The organism is Bacillus cereus group sp. BfR-BA-01379 (assembly GCF_022663605.1).
Classification (GTDB): Bacteria; Bacillota; Bacilli; order Bacillales; family Bacillaceae_G; genus Bacillus_A; species Bacillus_A mobilis.
On sequence record NZ_JAKUFT010000021.1, the window covers coordinates 1 to 18,467 of the forward strand.

Sequence of the window (18,467 nt, forward strand, 5' to 3'; positions counted from 1 at the left end):
ACGCGAGTACACCTTGTTCTTGGGCATTTACAATCTTCGCTACACTCTATTTTTGTTGTGCAATCATCATCGCACTCAAATGTACTTGGATCTTGATGTAAGAAATCTTCCATCCCCGCACTTTTGATTTCCTCGACAGCTTTTCTAATATCACGTTTCATAGAAATCCTCCTTATCATGTATTCAGGTGAAAAGGTATTCTTTTTCCTTAACATGATATGAGATATGACGTCTTTCTGAACAGGACAAGAGTGTAATTTTATATAAATAGATGATAGCGGATGTATGGACAAGGCAAGGTGCATACATTGAATGAAGAGAACTGAGAAGGGATGAGAAAATATGCTACCTTCATATGATTTTTTTATTCATCCAATGTACTTAGTGGAATTAAAAAAAGACATTTGGTCAGATAGTCCAGTGCCAGCAAAATTAACTTATGGAAAAAAGAAGTATGACATTGATATCGTATACCGAGGGGCTCATATTCGTGAATTCGAGAAAAAGTCTTATCATGTTATATTTTATAAACCGAAAAAGTTTCAAGGTGCAAAAGAGTTTCATTTAAATTCTGAGTTTATGGATCCGTCTCTCATACGAAATAAATTATCTTTAGATTTTTTTCATGATATTGGTGTACTTTCACCAAAATCACAACATGTATTTATAAAAATTAATGGTCAAATTCAAGGAGTATATTTACAGTTAGAATCAGTAGATGAAAACTTTTTGAAAAATAGAGGATTACCAAATGGTTCTATTTATTATGCGATCGATGATGATGCGAATTTTTCTTTAATGAGTGAGAGAGATAAAGATGTTAAGACCGAGCTCTTTGCGGGTTATGAATTTAAACATTCGAATAAAAATAGTGAAGAACAACTGAGTGAATTTGTATTTCAAGCGAATGCTTTGTCGAGGGAAGCTTATGAAAAAGAAATTGGGAAGTTTCTACATGTTGATAAATATTTAAGGTGGTTAGCTGGCGTTATTTTTACGCAAAACTTTGATGGTTTTGTTCATAACTATGCGCTATATCATAATGATGAAACGAATTTATTTGAAGTGATACCGTGGGATTATGATGCGACTTGGGGGCGTGATGTACAAGGAAGGCCACTAAATCATGAGTATATTCGTATTCAAGGCTATAACACGTTAAGTGCAAGATTGTTAGATATACCTGTATTTAGAAAACAATACCGAGGTATTTTGGAAGAAATATTAGAAGAACAATTTACCGTTTCATTTATGACGCCGAAAGTTGAAGGGTTGTGTGAATCGATTCGTCCATATTTACTTCAAGATCCATATATGAAAGACAAATTAGAAACATTTGATCAAGAAGCTGAAATGATTTATGAATATATAAATAAAAGAAGAAAGTATATACATGACCACCTACATGAATTGGATTAATTTTGAAAGAGATTGGGACATTATCAATCTCTTTTTTTGTATAATAAAGATGTATCAACAGAACTGGCTTAATATTCAATTAAAAGAGGATGGGAGATGTGGAAACATGACGGTAAAATGGATTGATTGGGTAAAACAAATACAAGCTATAGCCCAAGCGGGTTTAACGTATTCTAAAGATGTGTATGATATAGAGCGTTTCCAACAATTACGGGATATTTCCATTTCGATAATGTCACATTATACAAAGACAGATTGGGAAGTTGTAGAGAAGTTATTTGCAAATGAGACAGGCTATCAAACACCAAAAGTTGATATAAGAGCAGTCGTTTTTCAAAATGAAAAGTTATTATTTGTGAAAGAAAAAAGTGATGGGAAATGGGCATTGCCGGGTGGATGGGCTGATATCGGCTATACGCCGACAGAAGTAGCTGCAAAAGAAGTTATAGAGGAGACGGGTTATGAAGTAGATGATTTTAAACTACTCGCTATATTTGATAAAGAAAAACATCAACCATCACCTTCAGCAACACATGTATATAAAATTTTTATTAGCTGTAAGATTATTGGTGGCGAAAAGAAAACGAGTATTGAAACAGAAGATGTGGAATTCTTTGGCGAGAATGAATTGCCTAATTTATCGATTGCTAGAAATACAGAAGAGCAAATTAAAGAAATATTTTCCTTCATGAAAGAACCTCAGAAAGAAACTTTACTAGATTAATAGATAATATTGTTGGAATGAAGATATTGGCAGAATGCAACCTTTATGTAATAATGGGATGGTATGTGAAGAAAAAAGGAGATAGAAAATAAAATGTTAGCAAGCATAATAGATCAGTTATTGCAATTTTTTGCAAGCTTAGGTTACTTTGGAGTAGCGCTAGCTTTAATGATTGAAATTATCCCGAGTGAAATTGTACTTTCGTATGCGGGCTTTTTAGTTGCAGATGGTAAAATTAGCTTTGTCGGTGCAGTCATTGCTGGAACAATCGGTGGTACGTTAGCTCAAATATTTTTATATTGGCTTGGATACTATGGAGGACGTCCAGTTGTAGAGAAATACGGGAAATATCTACTTATTAATAAACACCATTTAGACATAGCGGAAGGTTGGTTTAAGCGTTACGGAGCAGGAGTAATCTTTTCTGCGCGCTTTATCCCAGTCGTACGTCACGCAATCTCTATTCCAGCAGGATTAGCTAAAATGCCGTTAAAACTATTTACACTGTATACTGTAGTTGCGATTATTCCATGGTCAATACTATTTATATACTTAGGTGAAAAGCTTGGTGGAAATTGGAGACACATTAAAGAGTATGCATCTGATTACACACATTACATAATTATAGGAGCTGTTCTCTTTGTTGCTTTATACTTCGGTTTAAAGTATTTCAAAAAGAAAAAAGCAGCGCGTTAAAGTCAATGATTTTTCATTGGCTTTTTTATTTGTTTCGGCAAGAAGACTCCATCTGATTTGTGTTACGGGTGAAACCCAACAATTCAGGGGGAGTTGACTTGTTTTCGGTTCTAAAAAAACAGAGTTGTCCATAATGTATAATAATAAAGCGTAGCGGAGGAATGTGATGAAAGGGTCACCGTTTATACGTGGAACGATATTTTTAACGATGGCAACGATGATATCTAAAATGTTAGGATTTATATATGTTATACCATTTACAGCCATGGTCGGTACGAGTGGGTACGTTTTATACACCTATGCATATCGTCCGTATACGATTATGCTCAGTATTGCGACGATGGGACTACCGCTTGCAGTTTCAAAAATGGTATCAAAATATGATCAACTAAATGACTACCATACAGTTAAGAGAGTATTAAAGAGTGGCATCTTTTTTATGTTAATAATGGGAGTAATCTCATGTTTAACCCTATATATATTAGCTCCACATTTAGCTACACTCGTAATCGACGGAAATGATCAAACAGGGAATAGTGTAGCGGCGGTCACAACTAATATTCAAATTGTAAGCTTTGCGTTAATACTTGTACCGGTAATGAGTTTATTAAGGGGTTTCTTTCAAGGATTCCAATCGATGGGGCCTTCTGCTTTAAGTGTAGTGGTAGAGCAATTTTTCCGAGTCTTAACCATTTTGATAGGAAGCTTTGTCGTGTTATATATTTTAAAAGCTTCTATCTCTCTAGCTGTTGGTATTTCAACGTTCGGTGCCTTTATGGGAGCGATAGGTGGATTAACGGTTTTAAGTGCGTATTACATTAGAAGGAGAAAGCACTTAAAGAAAAAAGAAATGGCAAGTATTCCGCAAACAACGAAATCTTTTTTCTCGCTATATAAGGAGCTCTTTACATATTCAATACCGTTTGTTGTCGTTGGTTTAGCAATTCCGTTGTATCAGACGATTGACACATTTACAATTAATAAACTACTTATACAAATAGGATATATGCAAGGAGAAGCGGAGAAGATTAATGCAATAATTGGTCTTGTTCAGATGGTTGTACTTATCCCAGTTTCCGTTGCGACTGCTTTTAGTATGTCTCTCGTACCTGAGATGACGAAAGCCTATACAGCAGGAAATGTGAAGTTACTGTACAAACATTTTACGAGGACGAATGTATTAGTGGTAGGTATTACGGTACCAGCAGCAATTGGGATGATGTTACTAGCAAAACCAGTATATACTCTTTTATTTGGTGCCGGCAATGACCCGGAGATGGGGAGAGTTATTTTACAGTATTACGCTCCTGCTTGTATACTATTTTCCCTTTTTACAGTAACAGCTGCGATGTTACAAGGAATTAATCAACAACAGAAAACAGTGCTAGGATTAGTGATTGGTATTATTGTGAAGATAGTTTTAAATATTGTATTGCTTCCGTATTTCGATTATGTAAGTTTTATCATTTCAACATACGCTGGTTATACGATTTCAGTTGGCTTTAACTTGTGGATGCTTTCTAAATATGTTATAAAGGCAACATAAGCTTTTTAAGGCAGAGAGCACTCTGTCTTTTTCTTTGTTTAGAATATTTTTCTTATAAAAACGTTTTCAAAATAATTTTTCTATTGAAATTTAAACGTATGTTTCATATGCTGAGAATGGCGGTTCAAAAACTGTTATGTAAGAGAGGTAGATTCCTACATGTAAAAAGAATCGGGGTGATAGTATGTTAAATATTTATTTAACAGACCGAAACGGAAAACTACAAGAGGTTGAGGAAATGCAAAAGGGTTGCTGGATTAATGTACTTCATCCAACGGAAGAAGAAATTCAATATCTAGTACAAACTTTAAATGTAGACTTAGATTTCATTAAAGACCCTTTAGATGATGAAGAACGCTCTCGTATTGAAAAGGAAGACAATAATACTTTAATAATCGTGGATATTCCAACAGTTAGACATGATGAAGAAGGAAATTCGATTTATGACACGATTCCAATAGGTATGATTGTAATGCCAGATTGCTTTGTGACAATTTGTTTAGAAGAAAACCCAATTTTTGAACGTTTTATTAATCAACGTATTAAAGAATTTTATACGTTTAAAAAGACACGCTTTGCACTTCAGCTCTTATATACGATTTCTACTTATTATTTAAGATACTTAAAGCAAATTAACAGAAAAACAATCGATTTAGAGCATCAATTAAATAAGTCGATGAAAAATAAAGAGATTTTCACATTGCTAGGCCTTGAAAAGAGTTTAGTTTACTTTACAACATCATTAAAGGCGAATAAAATTGTAATTCAAAAATTAATGCGTAACAGTACATTTTTAAAAATGTATGAAGACGATCAAGATTTGTTAGAAGATGTATTAATTGAAAATAAACAGGCTATTGAAATGGCGGAAATATATAGTCACATTTTAAGTGGAATGATGAATACTTTTAGCTCCGTTATATCAAATAATTTAAATAGTGTTATGAAGCTGTTAACATCTATCACAATCATTTTATCGTTACCAACGATGGTTTCTAGTTTCTTTGGAATGAACGTAAAGGTCCCGTTTGAAGGGGAAGCACATGGTTTTGTAATTGTACTCATAATATGTGTAACACTATCTTTCACATTAGCGTTTGTTTTTTGGAAGAAACGTTACTTTTAACGAGAAGAAAGCTGCTCTAGCATAGTTGTGTAACTGCGCTAGAGCAGCTTTTTTGCTATGAAATCCAAAGTTTTGAATAGAATATAACTTATAAAATGTAATGTATAGGAAGGGGGTGTATTCCGTATAAGTCTTGTCCAATTAATAAAATGGGGTTAAAATTACATATTGTTAATGAAAAGTTGGAGGAAATACATCATGGAATTGTTTCAATTACCGAAAGCATTCCTGCAAATGAATACAATCTTTATCTCTATTTTGATCGAAGCACTTCCTTTTGTGCTCATTGGTGTATTTATTTCAGGATTCATTCAAATGTTTGTGACAGAGGATATGGTAGCAAAATGGATGCCGAAAAACCGTTTTCTGTCTGTTTTAATGGCTACTTTTTTAGGTATGATGTTTCCAGGTTGTGAATGTGGGATTGTTCCGATCGTAAGACGATTAATCGGAAAAGGGGTTCCACCATATGCCGGGATTGCATTTATGTTAACTGGGCCGATTATTAATCCGGTCGTATTATTTGCAACATATGTTGCCTTTGGAAGTAGTATGCACATGGTATGGTATCGTTCTATTGTAGCGATTATCGTAGCAATTATCGTTGGAATTATATTATCATTTAAGTTTAAAGAACATCAATTAAGAGATGATCACTTCCCAGAAGTGAATCATAAGCGTCCATTACGTAAAAAAATGTGGGATGTATGTACGCATGCTGTTGAGGAATTTTTCTCGATGGGAAAATATTTAGTATTAGGTGCGTTAATTGCAGCTGCAGTTCAAACGTTCGTACAAACTTCAACACTGCTTGCTATAGGACAAGGGCCGTTTTCTTCACCAGCTGTTATGATGGGACTTGCTTACATTTTATCACTTTGTTCAGAGGCGGATGCATTTATTGCTTCGTCATTCCAAAGTACATTTTCAACAGCATCACTTGTCGCGTTCCTCGTATACGGACCGATGGTGGATATTAAAAATATGTTTATGATGCTTGCAACATTTAAAACGAAATTTGTAATTGTCGTTACAGTTACAGTTACACTTGTTGTTTATGCAAGCTCACTACTCATTTATGCGATGGGGTGGTAGGTTATGTTTCGAGCATATATATTATTAGGGTTTACAATCTTAATCGCGCAGCTTCATATTTCAGGTAATATTACGAAGTATATCAATATGAAGTATGCCTATTTATCAAAAACAGCAGCTATTATTTTAGGTTTTTTAACGGTCGTTCAAATTATTATCGTTTTCCAAAAAGAACATCAAAAAGAAAAAGAAAAAGAACAACACAATTGTGGTTGCGATCATAGCCATTGTGGGCATGATCATTCAAAAGATGAGAATACATGGTGGAAAAAAGCATTTTCGTACACATTGTTTTGTTTTCCGATAGTCTCAGGATTGTTTTTCCCAATTGCAACATTAGATTCAGATATTGTTAAGGCGAAAGGGTTTCATTTTCCAGTGGCACAAGCAGAAAGTAAAGATCCATTTATGACAAGGCAATTTCTAAGACCTGATACGAGCATTTATTACGGGAAAGAAGGATACCGTGGTGTAATGGAAAAAGGGAAAAAAGAGTTCGTTACGAAAGATAGTATTACTTTAAAAGATGAAGATTTCCTAAAAGGGATGGAAACAATTTATAATTATCCTGGCGAGTTTACTGGGAAAAAATTATCTTTTAAAGGGTTTGTTTTCAAAGATGATTCTTCTAAAAAAGAACAATATTTCTTATTCCGTTTCGGTATTATACATTGTGTAGCGGATTCTGGTGTATATGGTATGTTAGTGAAAAAACCAGAAGGGGTAGAATGGAACAATGATGATTGGATTCAAGTTGAAGGAGAAATAGCAACGGAATTTTATCAGCCGTTCCATGCGAACATCCCTGTTTTAGAAGTAACGAAATGGAATAAAGTTGAACAGCCGAAAGAACAATATGTATTTAGAGGAGCCGATTGATCACATCGGTTCTTTTTTGTGGACTAAGAGTTCTGAATGTTGTTAATATTAAACGTGTAGTGATAGTAAGTTCATACTGTTCTAATGTTAATGGGAAATGGAACTCTTACCGAACTTCTTTGCTCCAGCCGAATTTTGTGGTGGGTAGTTCACTGTCTGCAAATAGTGGATTAAATAATCAAAGAGGTGATAATAATGACTGAAGTAAAGGGAAAAACAGCTAATGAATCCAGAGTGTTTAAAACGAGCCGAGTATTTCCAACAGATTTAAATGATCATAATACGCTATTTGGTGGAAAAATATTAGCCGAGATGGATATGGTTGCTTCTATTTCAGCAACGAGGCATGCAAGAAAAGAATGTGTCACTGCATCTATGGATTGGGTAGATTTCTTACATCCTGTTCGCTCTTCAGATTGTGTTAGTTATGAATCTTTTGTAATTTGGACGGGTAGAACTTCTATGGAAGTATTTGTGAAGGTAGTAGCAGAAGATCTAATTTCAGGTGAGAAACGTATAGCAGCAACTTCATTTGTTACATTCGTTGCACTTAGTAAGGAGAATAACCCGGTTCCAGTTCCTCGAGTAATCCCTGAAACAGAAGAAGAGAAAGAATTACATCGCATTGCTGTGTTGCGTGCAGAACAACGTCATATACGTAAAGCAGAGAGTAAGAAAGTAGCCACATTACTAACTTTTTGAGTTGAATATGTAGTTGTTAACGGTATTATAACGAACTGAAATGTTTTTCATATGAAAAGCGGACACCTAAAAATAGGTGTCCGCTTTTATAGTTTTTTCATCCACATATCATATGACGATAACTACTTAGCAGAAGCAAGCAGCACCGACGATGATTAAGAGGATAAATAATACGACTAATAGCGCGAATCCATTACCATGTGCGAAGCCCATTGTTATTTCCTCCTTTTATTTTAAGATACAACATACAATATGCAAATGAGCTATCGTTTGCTATGGACATATATCATGTAATGACATATTTTCTTGAATGATAATGTATTAAAAAAGGGAAGATATAGAAATAACAGTAAGTGGAGAAAGGAAAATATCCATGAAACACTTTTTCGCTGTACTCCTTTTTTTAGTAGGTGTATTCATTTGGATGAACATCGATGTGGAAATGGGGAAAAAAATGGCTAGTGAATATGAATTAGGACAAGTTCGATTAGGTGATTTTCAACTATATACGAACGGCGAAGAGTTATATAAGAATTTATTTGAGGATATACGTAATGCTGAAAAGTACATATATATCCATTTTTATATTGTAGGTAAAGATGAAATAAGCCAAGAATTTTTGCAGTTACTCGAGAAAAAGGCATCGAGTGGAGTAGAAGTGAAATTGTCAGTTGATCGAATAGGTGGATATAAGCTGAAGAAAAAGGTAATTCGTCAACTAAAAAGAAACGGTGTCCAGTTTACGTTTAGTAAAAAGCTTAAACTGAAACATGTATTCTATTCATTGCATCAACGGAATCATAGACGCATTGTTACGATAGATGGGAAGGTATCATACGTCGGCGGTTTTAATATTGGAAAGGAGTACCTTGGACAAGATCCGAAATTTGGTCCGTGGCGTGATTATCATGTACGAATCAATGGGAATGGTGCTACGGATATGGAAAGAAAATTTGCTGCTGACTGGAAAGAAGATACAGGAGAAATAATGCCTGTACATGAAAGTTTACCTGCCATAGGGAATGTGAAATATCAATATTTATTTTCAGATGGAAAGGGTTTATGGGAGAAATATGGAGCGCTTTTAAAGAAGGCTAAAAAGTCTTTAATTATTGCTACGCCTTATTTTGTACCAAGTAAAGAAATGATGGGTGAGTTAAAAGATGCATTACATCGCGGTGTCAATGTAAAAATTCTCGTGCCATTTAAAAGTGATGCGGTATTGTTAAAACAAGCGGCTTATCCGTATTTGAAAGATATGAACGATGCTGGAGCAGAAATTTATCAATATCGGAATGGTTTTTTTCACGGGAAAGTAACAATCATTGACGGAGAAATTGTCGATATAGGTACAGCGAATTTTGATAATAGAAGTTTTTATTTAAATTGTGAATCTAATTGTCTCATATATGATAAAAAAGTTGTTGCTGACGTATGGAACCGATTAAAAGTAGATTTTCATAAATCAAAAAGATTTTCGGAAGAAGATTTTGAGAAAATTAGTAAATGGGATTGGTTTTTAGCAAGAATAGCAAATGTTATAGCATCATATTTATAGTGTATATACAAAAGAGAAGGGAGGTACTTTCATGGATTGTATGAAAGAATTAATGAGGTATAGTTATATGCTTATATATAAGATTGGGGAGTATACAGGAAAGGTAAGAGACGAAGAATTAAAGGAGCTATTACAGCAGCATTTACCTTATATGCTGCAAGCATATAATGAACAAGTAAATTTTCAAGAAGGAGAGAATGTACAGCATATAACTTGTGAACCAATTTCATTTCATTTTCATGAAATGGAAAAGGAAACTGATAGTAAATATACAGGGGATGTCCATATTGCAACTTGTTATATTTCGCATTTGAAACGGTTAGCACTAAAGTTTGCTCAAGTGGCAGTTGAAGTTGCGAATCCAGAATTTCGCTCTTTTTTAGAAAATTGCTTCCTGAAAATGAACCGTTATGCCTATAGTGTATGGCAATATGTTGTGAAGAAAGAGTATAAGATTAAACATGTATATGAAAATGAGAAGTTTGCATAAGAAACTAAGGCGGAAAGATAGGCGCCTTAGTTTTTTACTTTTCATGGAGAAAAAAGAATAGGGGGCTATGTATATTATCAGAAAATTTACAAACATTTACCGTTTATTTACTATTTTTCAATCTTTCCTTTAAAAATAGAGAGTAATATGGGATTGTACATATTCTATCTAAAGGAGGAAACGCAAATGAACAAATGGGTTAAATCATTAACTGCTATGGCACTTGCAAGTTCTTTATTAATGGTAGGTTGTAGTAAAGGTGAGGACAAGAAGAAAGAAGACGATACAACAACACAACAAGAGGACAAAAAGGATAAAGAAACAAGTGGAACTGAGAAGTCTACGGATTCTAAAGAAAAGAAATAAAATAATAATAGAGCTTCCTCTTATAAATGAGGAAGCTTTTTTGTTGTAAATTGAGTGAGATTATTGAAAAATAGAGAAAGAATGAAATAGGGGGGAAACAAATGAAAGTATGTATATTGGGAGCAACTGGGCGAGTAGGTTCAAACATAATAAAATTAGCATTAAAGGATTCAGCGGAAGTAACTGCATTAGCGCGTGATGTAAATAGAATGGAAATACATCATGAAAGGTTACGAGTGATAGAAGGTAATGTATGGAATGAAAATGATATAAAGAAAGCTGTAAAAGGTAGTGATATAGTAATTAGTGCACTTGGAACGGATCAAAATGGGACATTAGCGAAGAGTATGCCACAAATTATAAAGCAAATGGAAGAAGAAGGAGTTCGTAAAATCATTACAATAGGAACAGCTGGTATTTTACAAGCGAGAATAAATTTAAATGTATATCGTTTTCAATCAACTGAATCAAAAAGGAAAACGACAACAGCAGCAGAAGATCATTTAGCTGCATATAAGATACTTAGTCGTAGTAATTTATGTTGGACGGTCGTTTGTCCGACGCATTTAATAGACGGGGGTGCGACAGGGGTATATCGAACTGAAAAAGATGTATTACCAGAAGGTGGAGCGAAAATAACGGTTGGTGATACAGCGCAATTTACGTGGAATCTATGTAGTGAAAACGAATATGAGAATAGTCGAGTAGGTATTTCCTATTAAAAAACCATCCCGAAACTGGGATGGTTAAAAGATGATATAACATACAAATATGATAATCATAATAATTTGGAGAATGGCTTTCGCTACTGTACTGCTTAAAAAACCAACTACAGTAGCAACTCCTACTAGAAAGGCGTCTTTTGGCGCTTTTTTATGCATGAGTTCTGTAATAAATACCGATAAGAACGGTATGATAATTAAACCGAATGGTGGGAAGAAGAAAGACCCAACAATGATAGAAATCATACCGACACGTTCGCCCCATTTAGAACTCCCGTATTTCTTTAGAAAATATCCATTCGCAATAAAATCAGCAACGAAAATGAAAAGTGTGAAAATGACTTGAATAATCCAAAAGGAAGTTGTCAATTCTCCGCCATTTATACCAAAATGGTAAATGAAATATCCAGCCCATACAGCAAGGATGCCTGGAATGATAGGATAAATAAAGGCGAGAAATGAAACAATGAAACAGGCAATGATACAGATTGTTAATAATACTGTCACTTTATAACTCCTTCTTCGTGTCTAATTTATGTACCGCAATTTTTTTCACTTGATGTCCATCAAGTTCTAGTGCTTTAAATTGAAAACCAGCAAATTCAATGAAATAACCAGCCTCAATATTTAAGTCCACTGCTTGAGAGAGGAGCCAGCCTCCAATTGTATCTAAATCGCTATCATCAATATGTAGGCCAAACATATCATTTACTTCAGAAATGAGTACTTTCCCATCTAAAACAGTAAGCTTCGGCGTACGTTTTTCAATCATAGGTGATTCATCCGCATCAAATTCATCTTGAATTTCTCCAATGATTTCTTCAAGAATATCTTCCATTGTTAAAAGTCCAGCAGTACCACCATATTCATCCATAACGATTGCCATCTGAACACGATTCTTTTGTAGATGTACGAGTGTTTTGCGAATTGGAACAGTTTCAAATACAGTTAGTACTGGATGTATGTATGATTCAAGTGGCTTATGAATGCCTTTCGTTTGATTGTGAAACACTTCTTTCGTATTGATCATACCGATAATATCATCTTTATCTTTTTCGATAATCGGATAGCGTGTAAACTTTTCAGTTGCGACGATATCCATATTTTCTTCTAACGTATTTTCAGTAGATAAGCAAATCATTTCTGTACGAGGGACCATAATTTCTTTTGCGACCCGGTCGTCAAATTCAAAAATATTATTTACATATTTATATTCGGTTTGGTTTATTTCGCCGCTTTTGAAACTTTCACCTAAAATGAGTCGTAGTTCCTCTTCTGAATGGGCAAGTTCATTTTCTTTCGCAGGCTCTAAACCAAGTAGTTTTGTGAAAAAGATTGCCGTACTGTTGAGTAGCCAAATGAATGGATACATAATTTTATCAAATAAAATAAGCGGTCTTGCAAACTTAAGTGTGATTGATTCTGCTTTTTGAATGGCGAAAGATTTTGGAACTAATTCACCTAATACAACATGGAAAAATGTAATAAAACTAAAAGCAATAATAAAGGATAAAGTATTCGCCATTGTTCCAGTAATATTAATTTTTTCAAAGAGCGGTCGTAGTAAATGTTCCACAGTCGGTTCACCAAGCCAACCAAGTCCTAAAGAAGTAATCGTAATTCCGAGCTGACAAGCTGATAAATAAACATCTAAATTAGATAGGACACTTCTTGCAGCTAAAGCTTGTTTATTGCCTTCATTTGCAAGCTGGTCAATTCGACTTTTTCGTACTTTTACAACAGCGAATTCTGATGCAACGAAAAAGCCTGAAATAAGGATAAGTATAAAGATGAGAAAAATATTTAATATGTCCAAGTGTGTTCTCTATTCCCTAGTTTGGAATAAAGATGTCACCTCCTGCAATTATGTTATACTTTTATAATAAATCCAAACGAAAAGAATAGTCAAAGAAAAAGGGTAAATATTGGTATGTTTCTGCAATAGCTTTTGAATTTGCTGTTATTTTGTCCGCTATACAAAAGGAATAACCCTCCACTTTCAGATTCTAGAGGGTTATTTCAAATTAAGGTTTTGGAATACTTCTCGTTAAAGCGTATGATTGTTGTTTAACGTGATTTGTCGTCCATAGCGTTTGAAGGAAAGAGAGTATGCAATACGGGATATACAAAAGCAGTAAGCTAATTGTGACAATTACAGGTGCATTTCCGCCGAATTGAACGATAAATTGTAATAGTCCGCTTGCGTGAAAAACGCATTCCATAAAAACGAATGAAAGAATAATGGAACCTAGAATAGATTTATGATTTGAAGTAAGCGCCAAAAACAATGTATCTACAAGGAAAGAAGATTGTTTTATTTCATATTCATTTCTGTTACTTAAGAAAGGGACCCACTTTTTTATTGCTTGCATAACGATAATCATGGAAGTACTACAAACGATGATGAAAGATGAGTAGTAGGGAAGTTTTATAAATTTTGCGATGTATAGGAGTAGAAATAAGACTGAGCATTGTAATAATACGGTACAAAAAGAGTACGGTATCCATCTTAATAAAGAAGTGAACTTCTTAACCGAATGAGGTGCTTTAAAAAATAAATGACCGATCCCTAGACTGATGAAGAATCCGATCGCAAGAGTAAAGGTAAAACGAACAATCGATACAAAATATATTTCCCATATGTAAGGGAATAACGGTGTTGAATGATTCGAAGTATGAACCATCTGATTTGCTGAGAAAAAGATAGATTCGTTCATCCAATCAATCTTTGGAATTGTCATAGAAGAAAGTTGTGCGAAGTTATGAAAAATGCTTATAAAGCCAGTTATGTATGAGTATTTATGTGTAATGAATAAAGCAGGAATAGGACTAATGATAAAAATAATGAGAACACCGATAATAAATTTACATATATGTGAGCGCAATAAAGACATGTAATCACCTACTCTTAGAATATTCAGAAAATTCTTATTCTTATTTTAGCTTTTTTCTGTGTAAGTTACAATATATTTTTCTTAAAGAAGTTTAGTATTGTAGGGGATATAAGTGAATGAAACGTGAATAAATTATGACAAGAAAATGAATAATTTTCAGAAAAGTAAAATAAATTATTTATTTTTTTCTGAAAATATAATATAGTTATGGCACAGAAAGTATTTTAACATAAGGAGGCTGTTTATGAGGATTAAAGGGAATTATGTGCCGAAAAGGGAAGTTCTATTTTGCTCAAGTTCAATTACAATAGGGGAAGCGCTGAAGCATTTAAATAAAACTGGCTATCGTTGTGTACCAGTTTTAGATGAAAAAAAAGAGAAATATTTAGGGAATATATATAAAGTAGATATTTTAGAATATAAAGGTTCGCTGGAAGAGAGTGTAGTACAATTATTAAACGATAAAGAAGGGTATGTCAGAGAAGATTCTTCGTTCTTTAAAGTATTTTTTACAATAAAAAAATTACCTTATTTATCAGTGGTTGATGAAAAAGGAGTTTTCCTTGGAATTTTAACGCATAAAAAAGTTTTTGAGTTGTTAGAAGATGCTTGGGGCGTTCATTCTAGTAAATATTCTGTCATGATTGGGACACAGGATTATAATGGGGCCATTCAAAAATTATCGACAGTATTAAAAAAATATACAGGTATCCAAAGTTTAATGACTTTTGATAATGATGCCTTATTAGTTCGTAGAATTATGTTTACATTAGGAGAAGAGTTTAACGACGGTGAATTAGAGACGTTATTGACAGATTTAGAAGATCACGGATTTAGAGTTGTGTATGTGGAAGAGATGAAAAATCCACGTGAAGTTGAGACGATAGAGTAACATGCAAAAGCCATCTAATTATGTTGGATGGCTTTTTTGCTATGTTACGTGCATAAAGTTATTTGAAAATAATGATAGGATAAAAGGTGAGATTGTAACAATATTTGTGTAAAAGAATAAAAAATGTAGATAATTTTGATTTTCAAAAAAATCAATTTGAAAATATGTTTTTATTTTTCAACTAAATATGTTACTATATGTGTGATAAAAACAAAGAGGTCTGACAACTATACTCCACGCAATACCACTCTAATGAGTTAAATATTCAAAAAAATCAAAAATTAATAGTTAGAGTAAGAATAAGGGGAATGGAGAAATTATGGAGAAAGACACTGCTTTGTAAGGGGCATATTTTATCATCTTGAGCAGAGAGGAGGATGCATAGCATATTGTGAAAATAGAGATAAACAATGAAAAAGTGCTATGCAAATGAAAAGTATGAAGGGACGTTTAAGGCCAGGTGATACGGTAGCAATTGGTTTAATGTTATTTGCACTATTTTTAGGAGCAGGAAATTTAATTTTCCCACCAGTTTTAGGGCAACAAGCTGGAGAGAATGTTTGGGTTGCTACAATTGGATTCCTTGTAACGGGAGTCGGATTACCCCTATTAGCTGTAACAGCTGTCGCGTTTGTAGAGGGGGACTTGAAAGCGCTATCTTCTAGAGTTCACCCTATATTTGCGTTTATTTTTCCATTGATTAGTTATTTAGCGATTGGACCATTTTTCGCGATTCCGCGTACGGGAGCCGTTTCATTTGAAATGGGTATGAAGCCATTTCTATCAGAAGCATTGGTTTCAGAATGGTACATGCTGTTTTTATTCACGATAGTTTTCTTTGGAATAACGTGGTATTTATCATTAAATCCATCTAAATTAGTGGATTGGTTTGGAAAATTTCTTACACCATTGTTAGTATTGATTGTTGCTGTTATTGTCGGAAAGGCAATTATTGATCCAATTGGAGAACCAGCTGCGCCGCTAGCGGCATATAAAGAAAATGCTTTCTTTGGTGGATTTATACAAGGATATTTAACGATGGATGCAATAAGTGCTCTCGTATTTGGAATTGTTGTTGTACAAGTTATCCGCTCTAAAGGGATAAAAGAGAGTAGTGAAGTTGCAAAAATAACAGTAGTATCAGGTATTATTGCTGTACTTGGTTTAACGTTAATCTATTTATCACTTGCTTATCTTGGTTCAACGAGTACATCACTTGGTGTATCAGAGAATGGTGGGCTTATTTTAACGAATGTTGTAAATGAGTTATATGGAACAAGTGGTAAAGTTTTATTAGGACTTGTTATTATACTCGCTTGTTTAACAACTTCTGTTGGATTAACATCAGCTTGCGCGGGCTTCTTTACAAACATATTCCCAAAACTTTCGCATAAAACGATCGTAACAATGGTATGTCTGTTTAGTTTAATTGTATCTAACCTAGGTTTAACACAATTAATCGCAGTTACTTTACCAGTGTTAATGATCATTTATCCAGTTGCAATTGTATTAATTGTTCTTTCTTACTTCCATAAATGGATTGGGAAGCGTAATACCATTTATATTGGAGCTATTTTAGGTGCATTGTTAATCAGCTTCTTTAACGGTTTAGAAAGTGCGAACATTAAAATTGACGCGATTTCTAACGTATTACAAATGTTACCATTATATAAAGAAGGAATAGGGTGGTTAATCCCATCATGTATTGGCGGGATTCTCGGTTTCTTCTTCTATAAATCAAATGAATCAAGTGAACTACAAAAGAAAGGTGCTTAGGCGCCTTTCTTTTTTTAAAGGTGATTTTTATATTTTGTCTAAGTAATAAATGGGAGGAATGATAAAATGGCTAATTTTGAAGATTTTTTAACTTTGGATGTAAGAATTGGAACTGTAATACATGCAGAGGAATTTAAAGAAGCGAGAGTTCCAGCGATTAAGCTGAAAATTGATTTTGGAGAGCTTGGAGTTAAGCAGTCAAGTGCTCAAATTACGAAGAGATATACCCCAGAAGATTTAATCGGTCAGCAAATCGCTGCTGTTGTAAATTTTCCGCCAAAACGTGTAGCTGGATTTAAATCAGAAGTACTTGTTTTAGGAGGAGTACCTGAAGCTGGTGATGTCGTATTACTGCAGCCGAATATGGAATTACCAAATGGAACGAAAATTAGTTAGTGTAAAGGCGGGGGAACATGGATATTGGACGAGAGTATTTACAATGTGCCATTTCAAATTTTAAAGCAACAAAGAAGCAAGGGGAACGGGTGCTTTCACAATTATCATATGAACAAATTGAATGGTCTTCCCATGAAGAAACAAATAGCATAGCAATTATAATTAAGCATTTGCACGGAAATATGCGTTCTAGATGGACGGATTTTTTAACATCTGATGGTGAAAAAATAGATCGTAACCGAGATGCTGAATTTGAAGGTGGCTATCATTCTAAGGAAGAGGTTCTCACAGCATGGAATGAAGGATGGGAATATGTTTTTAAAACGATGAATGTCCTAACGCCAGAACATTTATTACAGACGGTATATATTCGCGGTGAAGCACAGACTGTTATGCAAGCAATTGAAAGACAAATTTCTCATTACGCTTTGCATATTGGACAGATTATTTACATCGGTAAAATGTTAAAAGAAAATGAGTGGGAATGTCTAAGTATTCCGAGAGGGCAGTCTTCACTTTATGTAGAGAAAAAACGTTCAACATAATAATAGGAAAGAAACCGATATAGAATAGGAAACAAAAAAATAAGCCAAGTGATAGATGGCTCTGTAAACATAAGAATGCTGCCAAAAATAAGTCCATATATAATAAGAAAGAAAATAAATAGTGTATTCACAGGGATAAATCGTGAGATGAACATTTGCTGTCGTTTAAAACAATCATCGTGAAATAAATATAAGCGGAAGTACGATGTGGCAGTAATAAGATCTTTCTTTCGTACAATTCTTTTTTTACATATATGACAGATGAATGGTGGTTGCATTTCATTACGCTCCATGTTTCATATTTATAATCATGTAAGACAAAAGTAAGTATAAAGTGTATATCCCTATATACGCTCCTGATATAAGAAAAAATGGATTTAGTAAAATACCATGAATGCTTGTCATGAAAACTAAATCTTGTATTAAAACATCATATATATGAATAGAAATAATTGTGCCGAGTACATAAAGTGCTAAGTACGCTGAAATATGTAAAGTAACACGGATTGTATGATGCTTAGCAAGCCAATAAAAAATAAATGATAGTACAACGGGTAATGTTCCTATTAGTAGCTTCAATTCATTTCACCTCATAAACAATATAGCCGGAATTTAGACGGTCTATTCTCTAGAGCTTGTAC

General features: G+C 33.9%; 22 protein-coding genes and 1 pseudogene. 16 read left to right on the top strand and 7 right to left on the bottom strand.

The annotated features are described in order from the left end of the window. Positions 1–161, bottom strand: a pseudogene (gene exsB / locus MR113_RS28340) (exosporium protein ExsB); the annotation flags it as partial. Between the two features lie 181 nt (positions 162–342). Here exsB and cotH point away from each other — a divergent pair. The 8 genes from cotH (at position 343) to MR113_RS10445 (ending at position 8,187) form a co-directional block, all read left to right on the top strand. Next, entirely contained in the window at positions 343–1,419 is a 1,077-nt protein-coding gene (gene cotH / locus MR113_RS10410) for a spore coat protein CotH (protein WP_242254028.1), read from the top strand. A gap of 106 nt (positions 1,420–1,525) precedes the next feature. Then, positions 1,526–2,143 (top strand): NUDIX hydrolase N-terminal domain-containing protein, encoded by a 618-nt coding sequence (locus MR113_RS10415; protein ID WP_242254029.1) that lies wholly within the window; start codon positions 1,526–1,528, stop codon positions 2,141–2,143. Positions 2,144–2,236: 93 nt separating this feature from the next. Then, on the top strand, positions 2,237–2,839 hold the full coding sequence (uptA, locus tag MR113_RS10420; RefSeq protein ID WP_000881202.1) for an undecaprenyl phosphate transporter UptA: 603 nt from the start codon (positions 2,237–2,239) through the stop codon (positions 2,837–2,839). A gap of 166 nt (positions 2,840–3,005) precedes the next feature. After that, positions 3,006–4,385, top strand: coding sequence for a putative polysaccharide biosynthesis protein (locus MR113_RS10425; protein ID WP_242254030.1), 1,380 nt, complete (start codon positions 3,006–3,008; stop codon positions 4,383–4,385). 184 nt (positions 4,386–4,569) lie between these two features. Then, positions 4,570–5,511 (top strand): magnesium transporter CorA family protein, encoded by a 942-nt coding sequence (locus tag MR113_RS10430; RefSeq protein WP_000932392.1) that lies wholly within the window; start codon positions 4,570–4,572, stop codon positions 5,509–5,511. Between the two features lie 198 nt (positions 5,512–5,709). Continuing rightward, a complete protein-coding gene (locus MR113_RS10435) occupies positions 5,710–6,606 on the top strand; it encodes a permease (protein WP_061676438.1) in 897 nt (298 codons plus the stop codon). Between the two features lie 3 nt (positions 6,607–6,609). Beyond that, positions 6,610–7,485: a TIGR03943 family putative permease subunit gene (locus tag MR113_RS10440; protein WP_242254031.1), complete on the top strand. Its 876-nt coding sequence runs from the start codon at positions 6,610–6,612 to the stop codon at positions 7,483–7,485. A gap of 195 nt (positions 7,486–7,680) precedes the next feature. Further along, positions 7,681–8,187 (top strand): acyl-CoA thioesterase, encoded by a 507-nt coding sequence (locus tag MR113_RS10445; protein ID WP_000141167.1) that lies wholly within the window; start codon positions 7,681–7,683, stop codon positions 8,185–8,187. A 126-nt stretch (positions 8,188–8,313) separates the two neighbouring features. On the opposite strand, the gene MR113_RS10450 is transcribed toward MR113_RS10445, so the two are convergent. Next, on the bottom strand, positions 8,314–8,400 hold the full coding sequence (locus MR113_RS10450) for a YjcZ family sporulation protein (RefSeq protein ID WP_000505094.1): 87 nt from the start codon (positions 8,398–8,400) through the stop codon (positions 8,314–8,316). Between the two features lie 160 nt (positions 8,401–8,560). Here MR113_RS10450 and cls point away from each other — a divergent pair, with 160 nt between their 5' ends. The 4 genes from cls to MR113_RS10470 all read left to right on the top strand — a co-directional run bounded on the left by cls (position 8,561) and on the right by MR113_RS10470 (position 11,323). After that, a complete protein-coding gene (cls, locus tag MR113_RS10455) occupies positions 8,561–9,745 on the top strand; it encodes a cardiolipin synthase (RefSeq protein ID WP_242254032.1) in 1,185 nt (394 codons plus the stop codon). A gap of 31 nt (positions 9,746–9,776) precedes the next feature. Further along, positions 9,777–10,235, top strand: coding sequence for a spore coat protein (locus MR113_RS10460; protein ID WP_242254034.1), 459 nt, complete (start codon positions 9,777–9,779; stop codon positions 10,233–10,235). A gap of 186 nt (positions 10,236–10,421) precedes the next feature. Next, complete coding sequence (locus tag MR113_RS10465) at positions 10,422–10,601, top strand: hypothetical protein (RefSeq protein WP_001045960.1); 180 nt, start codon at positions 10,422–10,424, stop codon at positions 10,599–10,601. Positions 10,602–10,702: 101 nt separating this feature from the next. Continuing rightward, a complete protein-coding gene (locus MR113_RS10470) occupies positions 10,703–11,323 on the top strand; it encodes an NAD(P)-dependent oxidoreductase (protein WP_242254039.1) in 621 nt (206 codons plus the stop codon). Between the two features lie 24 nt (positions 11,324–11,347). Here the strand turns inward: MR113_RS10470 and MR113_RS10475 are convergent, their stop codons facing one another. From MR113_RS10475 to MR113_RS10485, 3 genes are all read right to left on the bottom strand, one after another. Continuing rightward, on the bottom strand, positions 11,348–11,830 hold the full coding sequence (locus MR113_RS10475; RefSeq protein WP_000217326.1) for a DUF456 domain-containing protein: 483 nt from the start codon (positions 11,828–11,830) through the stop codon (positions 11,348–11,350). A gap of 1 nt (position 11,831) precedes the next feature. Then, positions 11,832–13,139, bottom strand: coding sequence for a hemolysin family protein (locus MR113_RS10480; RefSeq protein WP_242254040.1), 1,308 nt, complete (start codon positions 13,137–13,139; stop codon positions 11,832–11,834). Positions 13,140–13,347: 208 nt separating this feature from the next. Then, positions 13,348–14,217 (bottom strand): hypothetical protein, encoded by an 870-nt coding sequence (locus MR113_RS10485; protein WP_242254041.1) that lies wholly within the window; start codon positions 14,215–14,217, stop codon positions 13,348–13,350. Positions 14,218–14,461: 244 nt separating this feature from the next. On the opposite strand from MR113_RS10485, the gene cbpA reads away from it, so the two are divergent. From cbpA to MR113_RS10505, 4 genes are all read left to right on the top strand, one after another. After that, on the top strand, positions 14,462–15,109 hold the full coding sequence (gene cbpA / locus MR113_RS10490; RefSeq protein ID WP_061676430.1) for a cyclic di-AMP binding protein CbpA: 648 nt from the start codon (positions 14,462–14,464) through the stop codon (positions 15,107–15,109). A 438-nt stretch (positions 15,110–15,547) separates the two neighbouring features. Further along, positions 15,548–16,885, top strand: coding sequence for a branched-chain amino acid transport system II carrier protein BrnQ4 (gene brnQ4 / locus MR113_RS10495; protein WP_396022448.1), 1,338 nt, complete (start codon positions 15,548–15,550; stop codon positions 16,883–16,885). A gap of 66 nt (positions 16,886–16,951) precedes the next feature. Then, positions 16,952–17,281, top strand: a complete 330-nt coding sequence (gene csaA, locus MR113_RS10500; protein WP_071721684.1) for a chaperone CsaA — start codon at positions 16,952–16,954, stop codon at positions 17,279–17,281. A 17-nt stretch (positions 17,282–17,298) separates the two neighbouring features. Further along, positions 17,299–17,826 (top strand): DUF1572 domain-containing protein, encoded by a 528-nt coding sequence (locus tag MR113_RS10505; protein ID WP_242254044.1) that lies wholly within the window; start codon positions 17,299–17,301, stop codon positions 17,824–17,826. On the opposite strand, the gene MR113_RS10510 is transcribed toward MR113_RS10505, so the two are convergent. Together MR113_RS10510 and MR113_RS10515 are read right to left on the bottom strand one after the other, a co-directional pair. Next, complete coding sequence (locus tag MR113_RS10510; protein ID WP_242254047.1) at positions 17,799–18,104, bottom strand: permease; 306 nt, start codon at positions 18,102–18,104, stop codon at positions 17,799–17,801. The genes MR113_RS10505 and MR113_RS10510 overlap by 28 nt on opposite strands. Before the next feature lie 4 nt (positions 18,105–18,108). After that, on the bottom strand, positions 18,109–18,405 hold the full coding sequence (locus MR113_RS10515; protein ID WP_242254049.1) for a hypothetical protein: 297 nt from the start codon (positions 18,403–18,405) through the stop codon (positions 18,109–18,111). Positions 18,406–18,467 lie beyond the last annotated feature (62 nt).